Raw genomic sequence first — 20,311 nt, forward strand, 5'->3', positions numbered from 1 at the left:
TGCTGACTTTTGTTTTCACATTCTGTTGAAAATAAAAGACCGTCCGCATAGAACTTTGGCCGGTTCGCGGACGATCTTCTATTGATCTAAAGTAACCAGGTCACCGTCTTTTTAACGGGCCTGCTTTTTCTGTATCTATATTATAACATGATTATAAAATGTAATGATGGTTAATTGATGTGTCTGTGATATAGAAGATGAAAAGAGGATGCTGACTTGCGCTCACCGTTTTTTCACATGTAGCAAAAGGAAAAAATCCGCACCACGATTCAAAATTTGTGGTGCGGATTTTCCTATTTTAAGCTGATATCCTGACCTCTAAAGTCCGGGATGCTTCATGTGAACGTGCTTGCGGTCGGCCTCGATGAACTGGTCACCATAGCTTTTGAAGCCAAATTTCCGGTAGTATCCTTCGACTTGTACCTGGGCGTGGATAATGATCTCCTTACCGGGGAAGTGCCGCTTGATACCGGCGAGGATGTGGTCCATTAGTGGCGTTCCTAGTCCTTGTCCACGGTAGTCCTTAGCAATCACGACCCGGCCGAAGGTAACGTGATCACCCGTGGTGAAGTAGCGCGCATAAGCAACTAATTCCTGGCCGGCCATGCAGAAAACATGGCGGGCTTGCGGGTCATCGTCGTCGGGGTCGTAGTAGGCGCTGTCCTGTTCGGTATTGAAGACCAGGGCCCGGAGCTTATAAATCTTAAACAGTTCGTGAACGGTTAGTTCGTCAAAATCCTTGTCATACCAGTCCATTGTTACTTCTCCGGTTGAACTTCGTGTGGGGACTTCTTACCAGCGAGGACGGTGAGGACGTCCTCCAGTGAGAAGTCGACCATGTTCTTGACGGCCAGGTTGGTGAAGAAGGCGATGTGGGGCGTCAGGATGACGTTGTCCATCTCGTGAAGCTCCTTGATCAACGGCACGTCGTCAAGGCCCTTCTCCCGGCGGTCAGTCATGACGACCTTTTGTTCCCCTTCGAAGGTGTCTAAGGCGGCGGCCGCGATTTCCTTCTTCTTCAGGGCGTCAACTAAGTCCGCCGTGACCACGACAGGACCCCGACTGGCGTTGACCAGGCCGGCAGTCGGCTTCATCAGTGCCAGGTCCTTACCAGTGATCAGGCCCGTGGAGGTTGGGTTGAGGTCCACGTGGAGGCTGATGACGTCACTTTGCTTGAGGAGGTCTTCCTTAGAAACGTAGTCGACGATGCCCTTCATCTCTTCTCTGGGCTTAACATCAAAGCCGAGGACGTGGGCGCCCAGGGCGTTGAGGAGCTTGGCCAGGGTACCACCAATCCGGCCCACCCCGATGATGCCGATGGTGGCGGTGTGGATTTCTAAGGCCTGCTCGTCACTGAACCAGCGGAAGTCGTTTTGGGCGACCTGGCTGTCGAAGCGGTAGGACTTACGGAGCAGGCGGAAGATTTGCATGAGGGCGTGTTCGGCAACGGACCGGGGCGAGTATGCCGGGACGTTGGTGACAATCAGGCCGTTTTCGTGGGCCTTTTGGATGTCGACCATGTCAAAGCCGGCGGTCCGGGTGGCGATCTGCTTCAACCCGTTGGCCTTCAGTTTGGGGTAGACCGCGGGATCAACCTTACTCCGTTGCTGGATAACCAGGCCATCCATCCCCGCTGTCATGTCAACCGCGTCGTCGATCAGCTTGGGGGTCGTGGTGATCTCAACATCGTGTTCCTTGGCAAAGGCCTTAATGGCGGCCTGTTCATCGTCTCTTACACTGGTCATTAAAATTTTAGTCATTATTTAGTCCTCCTTTAGAAAAGCAGCAATCCGGTCAACGGCCGTCTTCAGGTTGTCCATACTAGTAGCGTAACTGAGCCGCAGGAAGCCCTGGCCACCGGCCCCAAAGTAGGAGCCCGGAATAACGGCGACCTTTCCTTCTTCAGCTAACTTGGTAGCGAAGGCGACATCGTCAGTGCCAAACGCTGCCGGGATCTTGGCGAAGACGTAGAAGGCACCCCGGGGAGTGGCCAGTTCAAAGCCCAGCTTCTGGAGGGCGCCAACCAGGAAGTCACGCCGCTCTTGGTATGCCTTCTTCATGGTCAGGGTCGCCTGGTGGCCAGCTTCCGTGCCGAATGCAGCGGTGGCAGCGGCCATGGCAGAATCGGTGGCGGAGGTGATCATCATCCCGCTCAGGGCACTAACGGGGCCCATCAGTTGCTTTGGTCCGGCGATGAAGCCGATCCGGTAACCGGTCATGGCGTGGGACTTGGATGCCCCGTTGAGGAGCAAGGTCTGCTCGGGGATGAATTTAGCAATTGAGGTGTGCCCACCGTCGTAGACTAGCTCGGAGTAAATTTCATCGGCGATAACGACCAGGTCGGTGTCCTTAACGGCGCCGGCCAGTTCCTCAATTTGGGCGGCCGTGTAAGTGACGCCGGTCGGGTTAGATGGGTAGTTTAAGATTAAAGCCTTGGCAGCTGGGTGGTCGGCAATGGCGGCTTTGAGCTTGTCAGGCGTCAGGACAAAGTCGTCGGCACTGGTGTCGATTTCCACGACCTGGCCGCCGAGCATGGTGGTGATGGCCATGTAGAGGGGGAAGGTTGGGGTGGCAATCAGGACTTCATCACCTGGGTTAATCAAAGTTGCCAAAGCGGCGTAGATCCCCTGGGTGGCCCCGATGGTTACGGCAATCTCACCGTTCGGATCGTAGTCGAGCTGGTAGCGGTCGTTCAGGAAGTGAGCAATCGCCTTCCGCAGGGCGATGGTCCCGACCCCTGGAGCATAGTGGGAGTCGTTATCGTTAATGCTCTTAATGGCGGCTTCCTTCATGGCGTCCGGGACGTTGAAGTCCGGTTCCCCCAGGGTTAGTTTAATAATGCCTGGGACCTGGCTGGCCTTGGCATCGAATTCCCGGATGCCGACAGGCTTGAGACGGGCGAAGTTGTTGTTCAGACGGTTCATTAGACTTGGTTTAGTTGCTGGCATGATAAAATTCCTCCTTGAAAATACGAAAAAGACCCGGAGTGGATTAACCATATCCGGGTCTTTTCATCAGATTGGAATGAGTATGATGAGGAGGGCTCCGGATATGTTAGACCATCCGGAAACCGCCAATGACAAAATCACTGCTGGTTAGCGGATAGCATGACGCTAAACCAGAAGTAATATGCCCGATTCAATTGTTGAATCCGTGATTTCATCATTAGTGAACTCCTTAATTAACTGATTGTTAATCATTCTAATTTATTTTTAACCTTTGTCAAGGGTTAGCCGGAAATTAATTCGGGCCCACCGCGGGAGATGCTTGCTATCACGGGCGTTTTCTCCATCCGCAAAAAATCTCAAATTATTTCACTTTTTTGCTATACCTCAATTGTCAAGTTAAGTGCAACACTAATGGCCTATTCTTATAATTGGTCTAGAAAGTTAAACCAGTTGTGGCATAACATCCGCTGGACAACTATAGCTTAAACAGCGGCGGGGACGGTGATTCAGCGTGTCTTGAACCAACTGCAGATCCACTAATGAGAGGTTTTTAAAGGAATGCCCCTTTGGGAAGGACTCTCTTAATTGACCATTCACATTCTCATTAGTGCCCCGTTCCCAGGGAGAATATGGATGGGCAAAGTAGATTTCCGTTCCTTGAACCTGATTTAAACTAGCGAATTCCGAGCCGTTGTCAAACGTGATCGTCCGAAAGTTTTCTGCACCGTAATCATCAATCGTATCTTGGAGGGCTTGCCGGCAAGTCTCTGCCCGGTAATCAGGCAATTTAACGATAATTTCCATCCGGCTAACTCGCTCGGTTAACGTCATTAAAGCTGGTTCGGACTCAACCCGTTTGGCTTTCACTAAGTCGCCTTCCCAATGGCCCAACTCCTGACGTTTCCGAACCACTGCGGGCCGGTCTTCAATGGACTGTCCAAGCCGTTTTTTATTCAGGCGGGCATGTCGGTGATTCGGGCGTTTAACGCGGCGACGTAGCTTCATGGGTAAATCATAGTTGTGAAGCTCCAGGAGCTTGCCAGCCTCGATATACCGATAGACCGTAGCCGTTGATGGGCAGGGAAAGCCCGGGTAATGAGCTTTGAAATAGTGGACATACGTATCGACACTGAAAACTCGTGGCTTAGCTTTTAAAGCTTTCGGCAGGGACTTGAAGAACACGGCAGCCCGCTGCAGTAAACCTTTGGGGTGACACTTGGCCCGCTGTTCTCGATAGTAAGCCGCCCCGCGCTCGGCAAAGTAGCCCTGATATGACCGATGTTTCTGGGAATCAATCTGGGTGGTTAACCCGCGTTTTAATTCGCGAGAAATGGTGCTGGGACTCCGGTGAGGCCGGCTGGCGATCTGACGAACGCCAAATCCTAATCGAGTCAGGGACTCAATTTGACCGCGTTCAAAAGATTGGAGTTGTTGGTAATGCTTAGGCATGATATTCTTAGTTTGGGTCATGAAGACACCTATCCTTATCTGTTGATTTTGTCGTTAATAATAAGAATAGGCCTTCATGGTCTTTTAAGCTAGTCTAATTGGTCTAGTTATCAAGTGTTGCACTTCAATTTTAAATCGGGGCTTTTTTGCTATATTACACTTGCGTTATACCACAGATGTGATATAATAATAGATGTAAAGGAAGTGAAGAGCGATGCGGATCGATATTAAGCGATATCTGGAGGTGCATAATCTGACCATCTACCAAGTATCAAAACGGTCCGGCTATGGCTACACGACTTTGCATAAATCATTTAACAAACCACAATCAAGTTCTACGTCGCTAAATCTTCGCGACCTTGATGCACTAGCGCAAGTCGAACATAAAGCGATGTGGGAAGTACTGCGTGATTTAGAGAATCATTATCTATACCACGATGATGATGAGTCGCTGTAGTCAGAAAGCCGCTAGTTTTTTGACTGACAATTAATGAAACTGACTACAACTAATTAAGAGAAAAAGTACAAGGGGGTACTGCGATATGGCACAAAATCCAATGGATCCATTTAACAGCGATATGAATGACATCTTCAACCAATTAATGGGTGGAATGAATGGTTACAACTCTGAAAACCGGCGTTACATGATCAATGGCCGGGAGGTAACACCAGAAGAATTCGCTCAGTATCGGCAAACGGGTAAGTTGCCTGGCGGTGCCGCTCCACAACAAGGCGACCGTCCAGGTCAACAGCCAACCAACGGTAAGGGAAGCATTCTCCAAAAGCTCGGGCGGAACTTAACCGAAGAAGCACGCCAGGGCAAGCTTGATCCGGTAATCGGCCGGAACAAGGAAATCCAAGAGACGGCTGAAATCTTGAGTCGGCGGACAAAGAACAACCCGGTTCTTGTCGGCGATGCTGGTGTTGGTAAGACGGCCGTTGTCGAAGGCTTAGCACAAGCAATTGTTGACGGTAACGTTCCTGCCGCCATTAAGGATAAGGAAATCATCAGTATTGACATTTCCGGTCTGGAAGCAGGAACCCAATACCGGGGCAGCTTCGAAGAGAACATGCAAAAGCTGATTGACGAAGTTAAGAAGGCCGGTAACGTCATCCTCTTCTTCGATGAAATCCACCAAATCATCGGGGCTGGTTCTACTGGTTCCGACAGTGGTTCTAAAGGGATGGCTGACATTATCAAGCCAGCACTGTCACGGGGTGAAATTACCGTGATCGGTGCAACGACCCAGGATGAATACCGGAACACGATTATGAAGGATGCTGCCTTAGCACGGCGGTTTAATCCGGTAACGGTTAACGCCCCAAGCAAGGCTGACACGGTTGCTATCCTGAAAGGTATTCGGGACCTGTACGAACGTCACCACAATGTCAAGTTGCCAGATGACGTCTTGAAGGCAGCGGTGGACTACTCCGTCCAGTACATGCCACAACGTTCCCTTCCTGACAAGGCCATTGACCTGATTGATATGACTGCTGCTCACCTGGCTGCAAAACACCCAGCCCACGATGCAAAGCAGATTGAAAAGGAAATCAAGGCCCAAGAAAAGAAGCAAAAGGACGCCGCTGCTAAGGAAGACTACAAGGCTGCCCAGGCTGCTAAGGACAAGATTAGTGACCTGAAGAAGCAACTGGGTCAAAACTCCGAAGACGAGAAGGTTACGGCAACTCCAGAAGACGTTGCTAATGCCGTTGAACAAATGACTGGTATCCCGGTATCCAAGATTGGGGCCAGCGATGTTGAACGTCTGAAGGACATGGACAAGCGGCTTGAAGGCAAGGTTATCGGCCAAGACGAAGCCGTGGAAGCAGTTGCTCGGGCCATCCGGCGGAACCGGGCCGGCTTCGATGAAGGGGACCAACCAATTGGCAGCTTCCTCTTCGTTGGACCAACTGGTGTCGGAAAGACTGAATTGGCTAAGCAATTGGCCCTCGACATGTTCGGTTCCAAGAACGACATCATCCGTTTGGACATGTCTGAATACTCTGACAGGACAGCCGTTTCTAAGCTGATTGGGACAACTGCCGGTTACGTGGGCTACGATGACAACTCCAACACCTTGACGGAAAAGGTTCGTCGGCACCCGTACTCCATCATCCTGCTTGATGAAATTGAAAAGGCTAACCCACAAGTGATTACCCTCCTTCTTCAAGTATTGGACGATGGTCGGCTGACTGATGGCCAAGGGAACACCATCGACTTCAAGAACACAATCATCATTGCAACTTCTAACGCCGGCTACTCCAACGACGCACCGGTAAAGCTGGGCAATGACGAGGACGAAGAAGACTTGATCAAGAAGTTGACTAACTACTTCCGTCCTGAATTCTTGAACCGGTTCAACGCCATTGTTGAATTCCACAGCCTGACTAAGGACAACCTCCAAAAGATCGTTGACCTGATGCTGGCTGACGTTAACAAGACTTTGGCTAAGAAGGACATGGACGTTAAGGTTACCCCAACTGCTAAGAAGTACCTGATTGACGAAGGTTACGACAAGGCAATGGGTGCTCGTCCACTGCGCCGGGTTATCGAACGGGAAATCCGTGATAAGGTAACGGATTACTACCTTGACCACCTTGACGTCAAGCACCTGGTTGCCGAAATGCAAGATGGTAAGTTAGTCATCGTTGACGCTAAGGACGCTGCAAAAGACGACAGCGACCAATACACGCCAAAGGCTGACGAAGACAAGGACGACAAGAAAGAAGAAAAGTAACGCCTAAGTATTGAGCGTACGAAAAGAGAGATCGGAAAATTCCGGTCTCCCTTTTTTTGTAGATAGGTGGGGTTGCGATTAGCCGACCTTAACGGGGGTGTCGGCCTTCTCACCCTTGACCAGCTCAAGATTGTTGTCAAAGGCCTTGATCACCATGTTGCGAACCGCATGGGTGGTGTAGAAGGCGGTGTGTGGCGTTACCAGGACGTTTGGCCGGTGGATGAGGTCGTTTAGGCGGGCGTCAGGGAAGTCCTTGCCCTCCCAATTGGCGTTGAAGATGCCGACTTCGTTTTCGTAGGTGTCCATGACGAAGCCGAAGATCTTGCCACTGTCGAGGGCCTTGATGACGGCATCGGTATCAACGAGGGCCCCCCGCGAGCAGTTGACCAGGGTGACGCCGTCTCTCATCTTAGCGATGGAGTCGGCGTTGATCATGTGGTAGTTTTCCTTCGTTGCGGGAACGTGGAGGGAAATGACGGTTGCCTGCCGGTAGAGGTCGTCTAGGTTGTCAACGTAGTAGCCCTTGGCTTTCAGCTCAGGGTTTTCGAACGGGTCGTAAGCGATGACCTTGGCCCCGTAGCCTTCCATGATTTGCATGTAGACCCGACCGATGTGGCCGGTGCCGACTACCCCGATGACTTGGTCGCGGACTTCGTGACCGATGGTTGGGGCCCATCGTAGGTCACCCTTGGCAATCTTTTCGTCCATTACCTTGGTCTGGCGGAGGATCCGGGCCGTCTGAATGGCGGCGTGCTCAGCAATGGCGTTTGGCGAGTAGACGGGCACGTTGGTGATTTCAAAGCCGAGCTCCTTGGCCTTGTCCATGTCGATGTTGTCGACCCCAACATTCCGCAGGGACATCTTGGTGATTCCTTCATTGGCAAGGGCCTGCAGGGTGTCCGGGGTGTAGTCGAGTTGCTGGTAAACAACGACCCCGTCAGCGCCCTTGGCGAGTGCGGCAGTCCCCGGGGTCAGTAGCTTATCGGTGTAGTCCACGTCAATATCCGGGTGTTCGTTTGCCCATTCTTTGACGTACGGTTCTTCATCCTTCCGAATACTGAAGGCAAAAATTTTCTGTGCCATAGATCTTACCTCGTTTCTAAATGAGAGACATTAACAACTACTTACAAGGCCATTGTATCCTAATTCTCACCATTTGGTAAAGCGCTTTCATTGCTGGTGTGTGGCTGTTCTTAACTGATTGGCTATTAAATTATTCATATGGAATATATTGAAGAGGTTAATAAAAGGGGCAGTGAAAGCAGTGAAGGAATTAAAACGGCAATAATTTAAGGGCTAATCAAAGTGGCTATTTTATCAACAAATTAATTTTAAAGATTTTTTTGATTAGTTTAAGGAAGTGTTTAGTTATCTCATGAAGTATATGCACGAATATTCATTTAATGTATTATATTCATAGAAAAACAATTTGTCTAAAAGCTTTAAGAAATAGTTTTCCCCCTATGACTGATGCTAATAGATAAAAAGTAACTTTCAAAAAATGCTGCTTTTTATTATTAATCACAGGAGGATCAACACATGTTTTCAAGAAAAAATACTCAAATGATGGTGCAAAAGAACCGCCCGATTAAACAACACTTTGGCTTGCGAAAGCTTAGCATTGGGGTGGCCTCTGTCCTGCTAGGGCTCTCCTGGGCCTACGTGGGGATTGTTAATGCTGATACGACGGATCAAAATCAACCAGTTGCCGCTGTGACTACTGAACCTAGTGCTTCAGCTAATCACATTGATGTTAGCAGTAGTACCGTGAGTGCAAGCCCGGTGGCGAGCAGTACTCCTGTAAGTAGTCAGCCGGAGAGCTCAGCTGAAGTAACACCTGTTGAGGTACCCGCGAGCAGTGCAGTAAACATCGCGGGTAGTAACCAGCCGGTAACTAGCGAAAGCCAACCAGCCGCCCCGGCCCAGGGTCAGCCGGTTGCCAGTCCCACGCCAGCCCCGGTACAGACTAGTCCACAAAAGGAAGTTGGTACGGTTGATACAATTCATACGGACACGATCCTCAAGGATAAGTATGGGATTGACATCAACCATTTAGACGCTAAGAGTGTCCTCTTACTGGCTTCTCTTTTCCACATCTTTGCTAACGAGGCTAATCTGGGGTGTGACGTAAACGGCAACATTGCGGTTGGTATCCTTGGCGGTTTTGGTACCCGGGGTGATTCGATTCACCTTTCAAAGGGTGATATTTACTACATTCAGCAGTTAAAGGACGCTCTTAACTCGGGGTCCTTCCGTAACCCGGAATTTAACCACGTTATTTTTGGAAACGATATCAAGGTTGAGGTAATTGACGGGAAAGTGTACGTTAATGGTCAGGTAATGAATAATCTTAAGCCTGAGGAAGTTTTCAAGGACGGCAATATCCAATACATTGACTTTGCGGCCGTCTTTAACCGTCTTATTAAAGCGGCAAACTTCTACGCTGACCAAGAGACCTCCAGTGGAGTCGTGATGGACTTTAGCGACATGAATAATCAAAAGATTGATGTTTCAAACGCTACCGCAACGGATAACGTCATTTACGTAAATATTCCCGGAAGCTTGTTAGCGGGAAGCCAGCCAATCAAGGTTTATGGCCTTTCTAGTAAAGATGGGGCGCCAACGGTAGTTATTAATGTCCTAAACGCTGATGGAACAATCAATATTGCTACTCAAGTTCACTTATACTACGATGACAATAATTCGCCAGTTAATAATGGTGAAGGTCACACGGTCCCTAACCGCATTCTTTGGAACTTTGGAAACCAGGAAAAGGTAATTAATATTACTTCCGGCCGCTTCATGGGCAGTATCTTGGCACCGAATGCAACAGTCAACGCGCACGTTAACGTCGACGGCAATATCATTGCTAACATTGTTAACATTACTGGTGGCGAATCACACCGCTGGGATATTCACCCGGTAGTTCCACCATCCTTTATTGAGATCCCGACGCCGGATCCAGACCCAACGCCGGACCCAGACCCAACGCCGGACCCGGACCCAACACCGGATTCTGAAACGCCGAAAGATGGTGAGCTGATTGATGAGGATACTAATAAAGACCCACAGATGCCGGTAATAGAGACAACTCAAAAGGAAAAAGTTACGCCGAATACGGTTACGAGACCTAAACAACAGGCAGAACTACCACAATTAGGGGTCGGAGAAGATGCAGGAAAGTTAGCCGGAATTTTGACCCTTATATGCCTCCTAAATCTAATGACGATGGGCCTTTACAACCGGCGTAACCGTCAATAGCAGATAAGTAGATATTGAAAGAGCCACGAGCATTCGATTCTTGAACACTCGTGGCTCTTTTGTAATTTAAATGTATAATAAGACACTTTTTATATTAGCCGACTTTAACCGGTGTGTCAGCTGGGTTACCATTGATTAACTCACAATTGTTATCAAAGGCCTTGATAACCATGTTACGAACGGCATGGGTAGTGTAGAAGGCAGTGTGTGGAGTTACTAAGACATTTGGACGGTGAATCAGATCTTCAAGCCGGTCGTCAGGGAATTGCTTGTCCCGCCAATCAGCGTTAAAGATACCGACTTCATCTTCGTAAGTATCCATAACAAAGCCAAAAATCTTACCACTGTCGAGCCCAGCAATAACGGCGTTCAACTAAAGCACCACGTGAGCAGTTAGCAAGTACTACGTTGTCCTTCATCTTGGCAATTGTATCTTTGTTGATTATGTGGAAGTTTTCCTTAGTAGCTGGTGCGTGGAGTGAGATAACATCTGCTTGAGCGTAAAGACTATCAAGGCTGTATGCCCGACCCATTTGTTGGAGTCCAACGAAGAATTCATGCAGTCTGAATTACTGCATGTTCAGCAATGTCATTTGGCAAATAAACGGGAAGATTTGTATTATAAAAATTGCTCAAATTTTGTAGTAGAATAAAAGCGGTTACAGAAAATCGTGAGAGGTGGAACTAATGTTAACAGCTAATATTGTTTATGCAACTATGACAGGAAATAACGAAGAAATTGCAGATATCGTTTGCGATAGTTTACGCAAGCAAGGTGTTCAGGTAAAGGAAATGGAAATTTCCCAGACAGATGTTAACGATTTTAAAGATGCCGATATTCTGGTTGTCTGTGCATATACCTATGACGAAGGAGCGTTGCCAGAAGAAGGGATAGATTTCTACGAGGATCTTCAGGAAACCGATTTGAGTGGGAAAATCTATGGTGTTGCTGGCTCTGGTGATAAATTTTACGGTGAATACTATAATACTACTGTTGATCATTTTGATGATGCCTTTAAACAAGCCGGTGCTACCAGTGGGGCAGAAAAAGTAAAAATTGATTTGGAACCATATGAAGAAGATATTGAGAAACTTGATCAATTTGCTCATGATTTAGTAAAAACTGTCCAACAAAAATAAAAGGGACGTGATAATGCTAATATCGGTCCATTAGTAGGGAGTTTGAGTAAACATTCGTATAGTCAGAAATTGGCTAACTACTTAATAGGGCAATCTTAAAAGCAGATTTCTTCTAAACAAACTATGACATCTTGCCGCTATACAATCTAGATCTTGAAAAGAAACAGTAAGTCTTTCGGGAAGTTGTGAATAGGATAGATACGTTGTTCTTTGTCACTCAGGAATATAACTTTTCAATTTCTGGTGATTTGAAGAATGCAATTGATGTCCTATCTGTTCCATCGTCGTAACCTTATGTTTACTACTAACTCATCCTTAGTGATTACGATTACGAACTCATCAGGAGTTCGGGGCGGTACCAACGCGAACGCTCGTACTCAGCAGTTACTCCGCTATACCGGTATGAATGTAATGAATATGTTCGTTACGGTGGGCAATGTCCAGCAGATCTTTGATCATTATGATCATACAACGGAAGCATTAGGTAATTTTGTAAATATAGTGAATGAAAAGTAGTCATGGATAGTAAAAGGGGAAGTTCCTCTACATATTTGAAAATGCTGCAGCACAGTACACAGAGAGGGCTCTAGCGTTCGGGTTTTCCGAACACTAGAGCCCTCTTTATACTTGCGGGGGTTTGAAAACGAACTAGCTTACTAATTCTATCTTATTCCCCTTTTGTTTTTATCTTAAGAATTATTAACCAACCTTAACCGGTGTGTCAGCTGGCTTGCCATTAATTAACTTGCAGTTGTTATCAAAGACCTTGATAACCATGTTGCGAACGGCATGGGTAGTGTAGAAAGCAGTGTGTGGAGTTACTAAAACGTTGGAACGGTGGATCAAGTCTTCAAGCCGGCTGTCAGGGAATTGCTTGCCCCGCCAATCAGCGTTAAAGATGCCAACTTCATCTTCATAAGTATCCATAACAAATCCAAAGATCTTACCACTGTCAAGACCAGCAATAACGGCATCCGTATCGACTAAGACCCCACGTGAGCAGTTAACCAGTACCACGTTGTCCTTCATCTTGGCAATGGTGTCCTGGTTAATCATGTGGAAGTTTTCCTTAGTAGCTGGAACGTGGAGTGAGATAACGTCTGCTTGAGCATAGAGGTCATCAAGACTGTCAACGTAGTAGCCTTGCTTCTTCAATTCAGGATTTTCGAATGGGTCATAGGCAATGACCTTAGCACCGAAGCCTTCCATAATTTGCATGTAGACCTGGCCAATGTGCCCAGTTCCGATAACACCAACGGTTTGATCACGAACTTCCCGACCAATTGTTGGGGCCCAACGAAGGTCACCATTAGCAACCTTTTCATCCATTACTTTGGTTTGCCGAAGAATCCGGGCAGTTTGAATTGCTGCGTGTTCAGCAATGGCGTTTGGTGAGTAAACAGGAACGTTAGTAATTTCAAAGCCAAGTTCCTTAGCCTTGGCCATGTCAATGTTATCAACACCGACATTTCGAAGAGACATCTTGGTAATACCTTCGTTAGCTAAGGCTTGGAGAGTATCAGCAGTGTAGTCTAATTGTTGGTAAACAACAACTCCGTCAGCCCCCTTCGCCTTCTTAGCTGTTTCAGGTGTTAGCAGTTCACTGGTGTATTCAACCTGAACGTCAGGGTGTTGACTAGCCCATTCCTTAACGTAGGGTTCCTCATCCTTCCGAATACTGAACGCAAAGATCTTTTTATTGCTACTAGTTGAACCAAACTGTGATTCAGAAAGTACTTGTCCGACGATTTCTTTTACTAAATCTGGGTTAATATTCATTTCAGTCATTTGTTTTACCTCTATTCTTTGTGAAAGATTTATATAATTTATGCCTTAAGAAAATATATTAAAAATGAAGGGTGTGATAATTAAATGTACATGGCAAAAGTAGTTGGAAGCATTGTATCTACACAAAAAGATGACGCTTTGGTTGGTAAAAAGTTAATGATTGTTCAGCCAATTAACAGTGATCAAAAAAACGTTCGTCACGAAGAAGTTGCAATTGATACTGTTGGTGCTGGAATCGGTGAGTATGTATTAATTGCAAGAGGAGCGGGGGCTCGGATTGCAGACATTGGTAACCAGCCTGAGAAAAAGAGTGTAAGTGACTGCTCAATTATTGGAATAATTGACCGCTTTGATAATTGACTACAGTAATGAATTGAAGTGATGTGAATGAAAAACAAACGGGAACTAAATATTTCTAACGGGTTTAATTTCCGTGATGTTGGCGGTTATATGGATAAACGGGGAGCGAGGATAAAGTGGCATAAATTAGTACGGGTCGCTTACTTGTCTGATTTGTCAGCTCAGGATCAGCAATTGTTGTTTGATTATGGTATTCGAACAGTAATTGATTTAAGGTCGGATGCAGAAATAATAAGATACCCTGATTGGTATCTGCGAGGCACTAATTACTTACGAGTACCAGTATTAAATGAGAATTTAACAAATAGTATGACTAAAATAGCAGACCTTTCCCAAAACGCGAAATCTGAATATGGTATAAAACAGATGTTAGAAGTATACAATCTACTTGTTACACAAGAGCAAGCGCAACAAGCGTATCGAGATATTTTCACCATATTAGCTGAAAGCAATGGAGGGGTTTCGATCCATTGTGCCACTGGAAAAGATCGAACAGGGGTTGCGGTTATTCTCCTATTAAAGGTACTCGGAATACCTAATTCGGTTATTAAAGATGATTATTTAATGACTAATCGTTTTTCAGCATTACACATTAATAATCGTTTGAACGAAGCAAAATGTGATGGAGCAAACGGTAAGATGCTCAAAACAATTTTTAATCTTTCAACTGTAAATGCGCAATACTATGATAAAATAACGTCAACCATAGGCAATGAATTTGGGGACTTTTCTAACTATATTTATAGTCAATTAGAAGTTACTCATAGCATAGTTAAAAAGCTTCGTAAAAAATTTATGAATTAGGTAGGATTTAAGGATGTCAGTGTTTTATTTAATTCGTCATGGTGAAACATATGCGAATAAGTTAAACATAATGCAGGGAACATTAAATAGTGAGATCACCAAATTAACAATTCGTGGTCAAAGAGAAGCTAGTAAATATAAAAATTTACTCCAAGAATATGAGATTGATAAGGTGTTCACTAGTCCCTTAGCGAGAGCTATTGCAACAAGTCAGATAATTTGCCAGAGTAACAATATGCCATTTTCAGTTGATTCACGATTATCTGAAATATCTTATGGTAATTGGAATGGGCAAAAAATAAAGACTTTAAAGACTAAATATACCGAGCATTTTGATCAAGCGACGAATGATTTGAAGTCGACGTCTAGTGCTATTAGTCAAGGCGAGAGTTTTAAACATGCTAGGCTAAGAATAGCTGATTTTATTAGTTCGGTTTCGAAAAAGTATCCTAATGATCGTATTTTAGTTGTTACTCATGGGTGGGTTATAAAGACGTTTGTATCTTTGTGCCTTCCTCAAGGTAGTCAAATTATCCTTAATGTCCCGCATAATCTGAGCCTTACAAAAATAGGTGTAGGAGAGGCAAATTTAGCAAGAATATATTATTATAACCGTCAATTAGAATGAATAATAGTATAAAAGGACGTGATAGTAATGGCTAATATTGGTGTGTTAGTGGGGAGCTTGAGTAAATATTCGTACAGTCAGAAACTGGCCAACTACTTAATAGGGCAGTCCTCAAAAGCGAATTTCATCCAAATAAACTATGATATCTTGCCGCTATACAATCCAGATCTTGAAAAGGAACCACCGCTGGAATGGCAGGTCTTTCGGGAAGTTGTAGATAAGATGGATGCGTTGCTCTTTGTCACCCAGGAATATAACTTTTCAATTCCTGGTGGCTTAAAGAACGCAATTGATATCCTATCTGTTCCATCGCCGCAACCCCATATTTACCACAAACCAGCCTTAGTGATTACGGACTCGTCGGGGGCCCGGGGAGGTGCCAACGCGAACGCCCATATTCAGCAGTTACTTCGTTACACTGGCATGGATGTAATGAATGCGTTCGTTACTGTGGGCAATGTCCAACAGATTTTTGACCAGCATGACCGCCTGACTGACCATACAACGGCAAAGATGTTAAATAAAGTATTAGGTGATTTTGTAAATATGGTGAATGAAAAGTAGTTAAAATTGGAAAATAAAGAGGGGGGCGTGACAGATTATGTACATAATCTGTCACGCCCCTGCAAGTACAGATAGGCCTTCAGTGTTTGACCATACCGGTAATGGGGTGCAGCATAATCGGCAACTAGGACCAAGTGATTTTATAAATGTAAGCACCCAATAACTTCATGTATTGAAAAAGAGCGTCCTGCAAACACTTCAATCTTAATAGAGAGACTGCTTGTTGTGTTATTGAAGATTTGGTAGGTCGATTATGTACTGTCTTAATGATATATAAAATTTTGTAACTTTATTAAATATTACCGGAAGACATCTTTACTGTTGCGGTAAAGTGTTTCTTGATGATCCTCAAGCTGATTTGTATACCGAGCAGCAATAAAAAAGTAATCAGAAAGGCGATTAACGAAGATTAGGACTTCTTCGTTAATCGGCTTTTTTAATTTTAAAGCAACAATATTTCGTTCTGTCCTTCGGGTTACGGTTCGAGCGTAGTGTAGTGCAGAAGCAACTTGACTTCCACCAGGAAGAATAAATTTTTTCACTGGCTCAACTTGATCGTTGTAACTATCAATTTTCTCTTCCAACCATTTTACCGGTTTGGTACTGTCGAAAATAAATTGTTTTCGTTCCTCATTTTTAGGAGTTGCGAGGTCAGTTCCACAATCAAATAATAACTGTTGAATTTCTTCTAATTCGGAGTCTAGCATCTGTGTCTTCGGATTAAGAATTGACCGTATATAGCCCACCCACGAGTTGAGTTCATCAACGCTTCCATATGCCTCAACGCGTGGGTCAGATTTATATAAGATTTCTTTGCCGATAATTCTCGTTTGACCGCGGTCACCATTTCTTGTGTAGATTTTCATTTTTGGTACCTCCGTTTCTTAATTAGATTATCCATTATTTATACATCTGACAAGTCTAAATTTCATTAATTAGCCCTTAATAAAGCCACCATCAGTTAAAAATATTATTATTTTTGAGGTGAATTAGTGTAAAAAGGCGAAGCTTAAACTAGTATATCACTACTTAATATTGTGTTCTTCGCATGAGCTGAAGGGAATTTTGCCAAAATTAGCGTTTTTTGGCAGAATCTAAATGATTACTAGTAATATATTTACTTCTGTTTACAAGGCTATTGTCGACATTACGTGAATGTATTAACTTAATAAATAAATGGAGAAAACGTTTTCGTATAGAAATGAGCGGGTGATTTCATGAGAAATAAGGTTCATCATGGCGGGAATATTGAAAAAGTTGCGGAAGCTTTAGGGGGTTCAGTAGAAGAGATTAGGGACTTTAGTGCGAATATTAATCCCCTTGGTTTTCCTCAAGAATTACAAACGATTTTTTCCCAAGGTCCGATGATTGCAACTGTTTATCCTGACCCGACGTACGCAGCGTTAAAGCAAGCGATTGCTAATCAATTCGCTGTTAATCCTGGAGATGTTTTTGTTGGAAATGGGGCAACAGAAGTGTTGGATGAAGCCATATGTGCTGGACAGGCAAGTAATGCCCTTATTTTAGCGCCAACTTTCGGTGAATATGAACGACTATTTAAACGGCAGGGGACTAAAGTTCATTACTACCTTTTAAAAGAGGAAAATAACTTTGCTTACAAGACTGATTCGATGATTAACTTTCTGGTTGAACATCCAGAAATTACAACGATCTGTCTTACTAACCCTAATAATCCAACCGGTCAACTGGTCTCACTGTCAGAGATGCGAAAGCTAGTGGACTTTTGTAATGGACATCGCCGCTTACTAATTCTTGATGAATCCTTTATCGACTTGACGGTTAATCAGCAGTTAAGTTTTGTTAATGCGCTTCAGCCTGAGGACCATGTATATGTCATTCGTGCAGCAACTAAGTTTTTTGCAATTCCCGGACTTCGGCTAGGTTACTGTATTACTAAAAATCCAGAATTAAAGAAAAATTTGCATGCTCAGGAAGATACCTGGTCTGTTAATGGTCTTGCTGATGCTTTTGGTCGGAAAATGTTTCAAGCCCGGGACTACATTAACCGTACCCATGCTTGGTTAAACGAGCAACAACCGATACTTAAAAAGAAATTGCAGGAGTTAACGGGGATAAAGGTCTTTCCAAGTATGACAAATTTCTTCCTCTTTAAGATTGATTGTCCAAACTTACGCGAACAAATGATGCATAAATTAGTTATGATTCGGCAGTGTGATGACTATGTTGGCCTGGGTAGTGACTACTACCGGGTTGCTGTTAAGAGTGCGGAGGATAATGCCTACCTTATTTGGGCACTAAAAGAAGTAGTGGGTAGTGATAAATAATGAAGAAAATTTTAATTGCTGGGGTAACCAGTGGCTCTGGGAAAACCACCACCGTGCTTGGCATTTTAAAAGCACTACACGAAAAATACCAGATTCAATCATATAAGGTTGGCCCTGACTATATTGACACTAAATTTCATACACGGATTACAGGACGGCCAGCTCGCAACCTTGATAATTACCTTGTTCCTGATGCTCAGACCCTTCGCTACCTTTTTACAGCTGGCACTGATGGCCTTGACTTAGGAATTGTAGAAGGGGTAATGGGACTTTATGATGGCCTCGGGACGGATAAGGATGCATATTCAACAGCTAGTATTGCTAAGCAGCTTGATATTCCGGTAATCCTAGTCATTAATGCTCGGGCGACGTCGACTTCCGCGGCGGCTATCTTACAAGGCTTTCTGGATTTTGATTCAGATGTGCCAATCTGTGGGGTGATTATCAATAACGTTATGAGCGCAAATCATTATCAATTGGTTGCTGGTGCGATTAACCGTTATTTACACCTGCCTGTCTTAGGCTATTTGCCACATAATCCCAAGCTTGCCCTCCCATCTCGTCAGCTGGGTCTCGTTCCTGATGATGAGTTAGCAGGGGTTGATAAAAAGATTGCTTTAATTGCTAAGGAGGTAAAAACTCACGTTGACCTTCCTAAGCTGGTCAGCCTAGCAAAGGATACCGGTCCCGAACAGGCAGATCCATTTAATATTCCGCGCGTAAAGTTACGCCTTGGCATTGCTCAGGATGAGGCCTTTAACTTTTACTATGCAGATAATCTAAAGTTGCTGAAAAAAGCAGGAGTAACATTAGTCCCGTTTAGCCCGCTGAATGATCAGCATCTGCCCGATGTTAATGCTCTTTACTTTGGTGGCGGCTACCCGGAGGAATTTGCCGCTCAGCTTGCCGCTAATGATTCATTACGGGTGGAAATTAAGAGGTTCTCACAGCAAAATAAGCCAATCTACGCTGAATGCGGTGGCTTAATGTACCTGGGAAAGTTTTTACAAGAGGGCAATCAGCAGTACCCGATGGTAGGTATTTTTAATGGGAAGAGTGAGATGACTTCCCGGTTGCGTAAGTTCGGCTATTGCATTGCAACCTCGCGGCAAGATACTTTGATTGCAGAAAAAGGGTGCAAAGTAGTTGGGCACGAATTCCATCATTCAACTTTTGCACCACTGGATGATACGTGTCGACCGGTCCTGACAATGAAAAAGATTCGTGACCACCAGCTCGTTGATACATGGAACGGTGGTTATCAACTACGACAAACTTTTGCAAGCTATCTCCATGTTCACTTTTATCAAGACCAGCGATTATTTATAAAGTTCTTGCAGAGACTGGGAGCTGAGTATCAATGAAAATTGTAATTATGGTAGCCCTTGCTTTCGGACTGGACCTTCTCCTTGGTGACCCACATTCATGGCCACACCCAATTAAAGCGATTGGGCACCTGATTGCTTGGTTGACAAAAAAGTTTAATCAGCCGGCCTTTTCTACGAGCCGTCGGAAGCAATTAGGAGTTCTTACCTGGCTAATTACAGTTGGCGGAGCTGGCCTGATTATTGCTGGCATTATGTGGTTGGCAGCAATCAATGATTACCTTTACATGGCTGTTGGCACCTACTTGTGTTATACATGTCTGTCAGCGCGACAGCTAGCAATTGAGACTGAAAAAATTATGAAAAGTTTACAAAACAATGATCTGCAAATGGCTCGTCACCAGGTTGGGATGATTGTTGGTCGTGATACCGATTCACTTAGTGCAGAAGAAGTTACTAAGGCAGCCATTGAAACGGTCGCAGAAAATACTAGTGATGGGGTGATTGCTCCCTTGTTTTATCTCGTAATTGGGGGACCAGTTTTAGGAATGATGTACAAAGCAATCAATACCCTAGATTCAATGATTGGATACCGCAATGAAAAATATCGAGCGTTCGGCGAATTTTCTGCAAAGGTCGATGATATTGCTAACTATTTGCCAGCTCGAATAACTTGGTTATTACTGATTATCAGTAGCTGGTTGCTTCATGACGATACCAAGGAAGCAATTGCAGTCGGTGAACGTGATTGTGAAAAGCACCTTAGTCCTAATAGCGCCTTTAGTGAAGCAGTGGTGGCGGGTGCCCTCCACCTTCAATTGGGCGGACCGCATTACTACTTTGGTCAGTTAGTAAGGAAACCGTACATTGGTAATGATCACTTAGTAATTGCGGCTAATTGGCATTTAAGGCGTACAATCACGATGCTATACATGTCATCAGTAATTGGATTGATAACGTTTGAATTAATTCGTCTACTAGTAATAGTTTGGGAGTGAAA

Annotated in this window: 19 protein-coding genes and 1 pseudogene; 12 read left to right on the plus strand and 8 right to left on the minus strand. The window is 44.9% G+C overall.

Annotation, left to right across the window (positions count from 1 at the left end; genetic code table 11):
• Window positions 1-318: 318 nt before the first annotated feature.
• The 4 genes from KZE55_RS00235 to KZE55_RS00250 form a co-directional block, all read right to left on the minus strand.
• Entirely contained in the window at window positions 319-756 is a 438-nt protein-coding gene (locus tag KZE55_RS00235; protein WP_222258361.1) for a GNAT family N-acetyltransferase, read from the minus strand.
• 2 nt (window positions 757-758) lie between these two features.
• Window positions 759-1,760, minus strand: a complete 1,002-nt coding sequence (locus KZE55_RS00240; RefSeq protein WP_222258362.1) for a D-2-hydroxyacid dehydrogenase — start codon at window positions 1,758-1,760, stop codon at window positions 759-761.
• Between the two features lie 3 nt (window positions 1,761-1,763).
• Entirely contained in the window at window positions 1,764-2,948 is a 1,185-nt protein-coding gene (locus KZE55_RS00245; RefSeq protein ID WP_222258363.1) for an aminotransferase class I/II-fold pyridoxal phosphate-dependent enzyme, read from the minus strand.
• A gap of 441 nt (window positions 2,949-3,389) precedes the next feature.
• A complete protein-coding gene (locus KZE55_RS00250) occupies window positions 3,390-4,418 on the minus strand; it encodes an IS30 family transposase (RefSeq protein ID WP_222258364.1) in 1,029 nt (342 codons plus the stop codon).
• Window positions 4,419-4,611: 193 nt separating this feature from the next.
• Here KZE55_RS00250 and KZE55_RS00255 point away from each other — a divergent pair, with 193 nt between their 5' ends.
• Both KZE55_RS00255 and KZE55_RS00260 read left to right on the plus strand, forming a co-directional pair.
• A complete protein-coding gene (locus KZE55_RS00255) occupies window positions 4,612-4,854 on the plus strand; it encodes a hypothetical protein (RefSeq protein WP_047766890.1) in 243 nt (80 codons plus the stop codon).
• An 85-nt stretch (window positions 4,855-4,939) separates the two neighbouring features.
• Complete coding sequence (locus KZE55_RS00260; RefSeq protein ID WP_047766892.1) at window positions 4,940-7,135, plus strand: ATP-dependent Clp protease ATP-binding subunit; 2,196 nt, start codon at window positions 4,940-4,942, stop codon at window positions 7,133-7,135.
• Between the two features lie 78 nt (window positions 7,136-7,213).
• Here KZE55_RS00260 and KZE55_RS00265 read toward each other — a convergent pair whose 3' ends face one another.
• Window positions 7,214-8,218 carry a D-2-hydroxyacid dehydrogenase gene (locus KZE55_RS00265; protein ID WP_222258365.1) on the minus strand — a complete coding sequence of 335 codons (1,005 nt, stop codon included), beginning with the start codon at window positions 8,216-8,218 and terminating at the stop codon, window positions 7,214-7,216.
• A 456-nt stretch (window positions 8,219-8,674) separates the two neighbouring features.
• Here KZE55_RS00265 and KZE55_RS00270 point away from each other — a divergent pair, with 456 nt between their 5' ends.
• The gene (locus KZE55_RS00270) at window positions 8,675-10,396 is read left to right on the plus strand and encodes a collagen-binding domain-containing protein (RefSeq protein WP_222258366.1); all 1,722 of its coding nucleotides are present in this window, start codon (window positions 8,675-8,677) and stop codon (window positions 10,394-10,396) included.
• Window positions 10,397-10,490: 94 nt separating this feature from the next.
• On the opposite strand, the pseudogene KZE55_RS00275 reads toward KZE55_RS00270, so the two are convergent.
• Window positions 10,491-10,914: pseudogene (locus KZE55_RS00275) on the minus strand (NAD(P)-dependent oxidoreductase); the annotation flags it as partial.
• Window positions 10,915-11,083: 169 nt separating this feature from the next.
• On the opposite strand from KZE55_RS00275, the gene KZE55_RS00280 reads away from it, so the two are divergent.
• Window positions 11,084-11,536 (plus strand): flavodoxin, encoded by a 453-nt coding sequence (locus tag KZE55_RS00280; RefSeq protein WP_047766896.1) that lies wholly within the window; start codon window positions 11,084-11,086, stop codon window positions 11,534-11,536.
• A 185-nt stretch (window positions 11,537-11,721) separates the two neighbouring features.
• Window positions 11,722-11,826 carry an NADPH-dependent FMN reductase gene (locus KZE55_RS10455; RefSeq protein ID WP_082126007.1) on the plus strand — a complete coding sequence of 35 codons (105 nt, stop codon included), beginning with the start codon at window positions 11,722-11,724 and terminating at the stop codon, window positions 11,824-11,826.
• Window positions 11,827-12,235: 409 nt separating this feature from the next.
• Here the strand turns inward: KZE55_RS10455 and KZE55_RS00290 are convergent, their stop codons facing one another.
• Window positions 12,236-13,324: a D-2-hydroxyacid dehydrogenase gene (locus KZE55_RS00290; protein ID WP_261313255.1), complete on the minus strand. Its 1,089-nt coding sequence runs from the start codon at window positions 13,322-13,324 to the stop codon at window positions 12,236-12,238.
• Between the two features lie 84 nt (window positions 13,325-13,408).
• On the opposite strand from KZE55_RS00290, the gene KZE55_RS00295 reads away from it, so the two are divergent.
• Genes KZE55_RS00295 through KZE55_RS00310 form a run of 4 tightly spaced genes read left to right on the plus strand, consistent with a single transcriptional unit; the run spans window position 13,409 to window position 15,680 of the window.
• On the plus strand, window positions 13,409-13,684 hold the full coding sequence (locus tag KZE55_RS00295) for a EutN/CcmL family microcompartment protein (RefSeq protein ID WP_261313257.1): 276 nt from the start codon (window positions 13,409-13,411) through the stop codon (window positions 13,682-13,684).
• 27 nt (window positions 13,685-13,711) lie between these two features.
• On the plus strand, window positions 13,712-14,488 hold the full coding sequence (locus tag KZE55_RS00300; RefSeq protein ID WP_222258367.1) for a tyrosine-protein phosphatase: 777 nt from the start codon (window positions 13,712-13,714) through the stop codon (window positions 14,486-14,488).
• A 13-nt stretch (window positions 14,489-14,501) separates the two neighbouring features.
• Window positions 14,502-15,116, plus strand: a complete 615-nt coding sequence (locus KZE55_RS00305) for a histidine phosphatase family protein (RefSeq protein WP_222258368.1) — start codon at window positions 14,502-14,504, stop codon at window positions 15,114-15,116.
• 27 nt (window positions 15,117-15,143) lie between these two features.
• Window positions 15,144-15,680: an NADPH-dependent FMN reductase gene (locus KZE55_RS00310; protein ID WP_261313258.1), complete on the plus strand. Its 537-nt coding sequence runs from the start codon at window positions 15,144-15,146 to the stop codon at window positions 15,678-15,680.
• A 299-nt stretch (window positions 15,681-15,979) separates the two neighbouring features.
• On the opposite strand, the gene KZE55_RS00315 is transcribed toward KZE55_RS00310, so the two are convergent.
• Window positions 15,980-16,546 (minus strand): cob(I)yrinic acid a,c-diamide adenosyltransferase, encoded by a 567-nt coding sequence (locus KZE55_RS00315; protein WP_222258370.1) that lies wholly within the window; start codon window positions 16,544-16,546, stop codon window positions 15,980-15,982.
• A gap of 351 nt (window positions 16,547-16,897) precedes the next feature.
• On the opposite strand from KZE55_RS00315, the gene KZE55_RS00320 reads away from it, so the two are divergent.
• The 3 genes from KZE55_RS00320 to cbiB are packed head-to-tail and all read left to right on the plus strand — an operon-like array spanning window position 16,898 to window position 20,309.
• On the plus strand, window positions 16,898-17,986 hold the full coding sequence (locus KZE55_RS00320; RefSeq protein ID WP_222258371.1) for a pyridoxal phosphate-dependent aminotransferase: 1,089 nt from the start codon (window positions 16,898-16,900) through the stop codon (window positions 17,984-17,986).
• Window positions 17,986-19,350, plus strand: coding sequence for a cobyrinate a,c-diamide synthase (locus KZE55_RS00325; protein ID WP_222258372.1), 1,365 nt, complete (start codon window positions 17,986-17,988; stop codon window positions 19,348-19,350). Before KZE55_RS00320 ends, KZE55_RS00325 begins: the two co-directional genes overlap by 1 nt.
• Entirely contained in the window at window positions 19,347-20,309 is a 963-nt protein-coding gene (gene cbiB, locus KZE55_RS00330) for an adenosylcobinamide-phosphate synthase CbiB (protein ID WP_222258373.1), read from the plus strand. The genes KZE55_RS00325 and cbiB overlap by 4 nt, the downstream gene beginning before the upstream one ends.
• Window positions 20,310-20,311: the final 2 nt, after the last annotated feature.

The organism is Limosilactobacillus panis (genome assembly GCF_019797825.1).
Taxonomy (GTDB): domain Bacteria; phylum Bacillota; class Bacilli; order Lactobacillales; family Lactobacillaceae; genus Limosilactobacillus; species Limosilactobacillus panis_A.

Bases quoted from the DNA above. Each gene is read 5' to 3' on its own strand.
- KZE55_RS00235 (WP_222258361.1), bottom strand. From the start codon at position 756: ATGGACTGGTATGACAAGGATTTTGACGAACTAACCGTTCACGAACTG.
- KZE55_RS00240 (WP_222258362.1), bottom strand. From the start codon at position 1,760: ATGACTAAAATTTTAATGACCAGTGTAAGAGACGATGAACAGGCCGCC.
- KZE55_RS00245 (WP_222258363.1), bottom strand. From the start codon at position 2,948: ATGCCAGCAACTAAACCAAGTCTAATGAACCGTCTGAACAACAACTTC.
- KZE55_RS00250 (WP_222258364.1), bottom strand. From the start codon at position 4,418: ATGACCCAAACTAAGAATATCATGCCTAAGCATTACCAACAACTCCAA.
- KZE55_RS00255 (WP_047766890.1), top strand. From the start codon at position 4,612: ATGCGGATCGATATTAAGCGATATCTGGAGGTGCATAATCTGACCATC.
- KZE55_RS00260 (WP_047766892.1), top strand. From the start codon at position 4,940: ATGGCACAAAATCCAATGGATCCATTTAACAGCGATATGAATGACATC.
- KZE55_RS00265 (WP_222258365.1), bottom strand. From the start codon at position 8,218: ATGGCACAGAAAATTTTTGCCTTCAGTATTCGGAAGGATGAAGAACCG.
- KZE55_RS00270 (WP_222258366.1), top strand. From the start codon at position 8,675: ATGTTTTCAAGAAAAAATACTCAAATGATGGTGCAAAAGAACCGCCCG.
- KZE55_RS00280 (WP_047766896.1), top strand. From the start codon at position 11,084: ATGTTAACAGCTAATATTGTTTATGCAACTATGACAGGAAATAACGAA.
- KZE55_RS00290 (WP_261313255.1), bottom strand. From the start codon at position 13,324: ATGACTGAAATGAATATTAACCCAGATTTAGTAAAAGAAATCGTCGGA.
- KZE55_RS00295 (WP_261313257.1), top strand. From the start codon at position 13,409: ATGTACATGGCAAAAGTAGTTGGAAGCATTGTATCTACACAAAAAGAT.
- KZE55_RS00300 (WP_222258367.1), top strand. From the start codon at position 13,712: ATGAAAAACAAACGGGAACTAAATATTTCTAACGGGTTTAATTTCCGT.
- KZE55_RS00305 (WP_222258368.1), top strand. From the start codon at position 14,502: ATGTCAGTGTTTTATTTAATTCGTCATGGTGAAACATATGCGAATAAG.
- KZE55_RS00310 (WP_261313258.1), top strand. From the start codon at position 15,144: ATGGCTAATATTGGTGTGTTAGTGGGGAGCTTGAGTAAATATTCGTAC.
- KZE55_RS00315 (WP_222258370.1), bottom strand. From the start codon at position 16,546: ATGAAAATCTACACAAGAAATGGTGACCGCGGTCAAACGAGAATTATC.
- KZE55_RS00320 (WP_222258371.1), top strand. From the start codon at position 16,898: ATGAGAAATAAGGTTCATCATGGCGGGAATATTGAAAAAGTTGCGGAA.
- KZE55_RS00325 (WP_222258372.1), top strand. From the start codon at position 17,986: ATGAAGAAAATTTTAATTGCTGGGGTAACCAGTGGCTCTGGGAAAACC.
- cbiB (WP_222258373.1), top strand. From the start codon at position 19,347: ATGAAAATTGTAATTATGGTAGCCCTTGCTTTCGGACTGGACCTTCTC.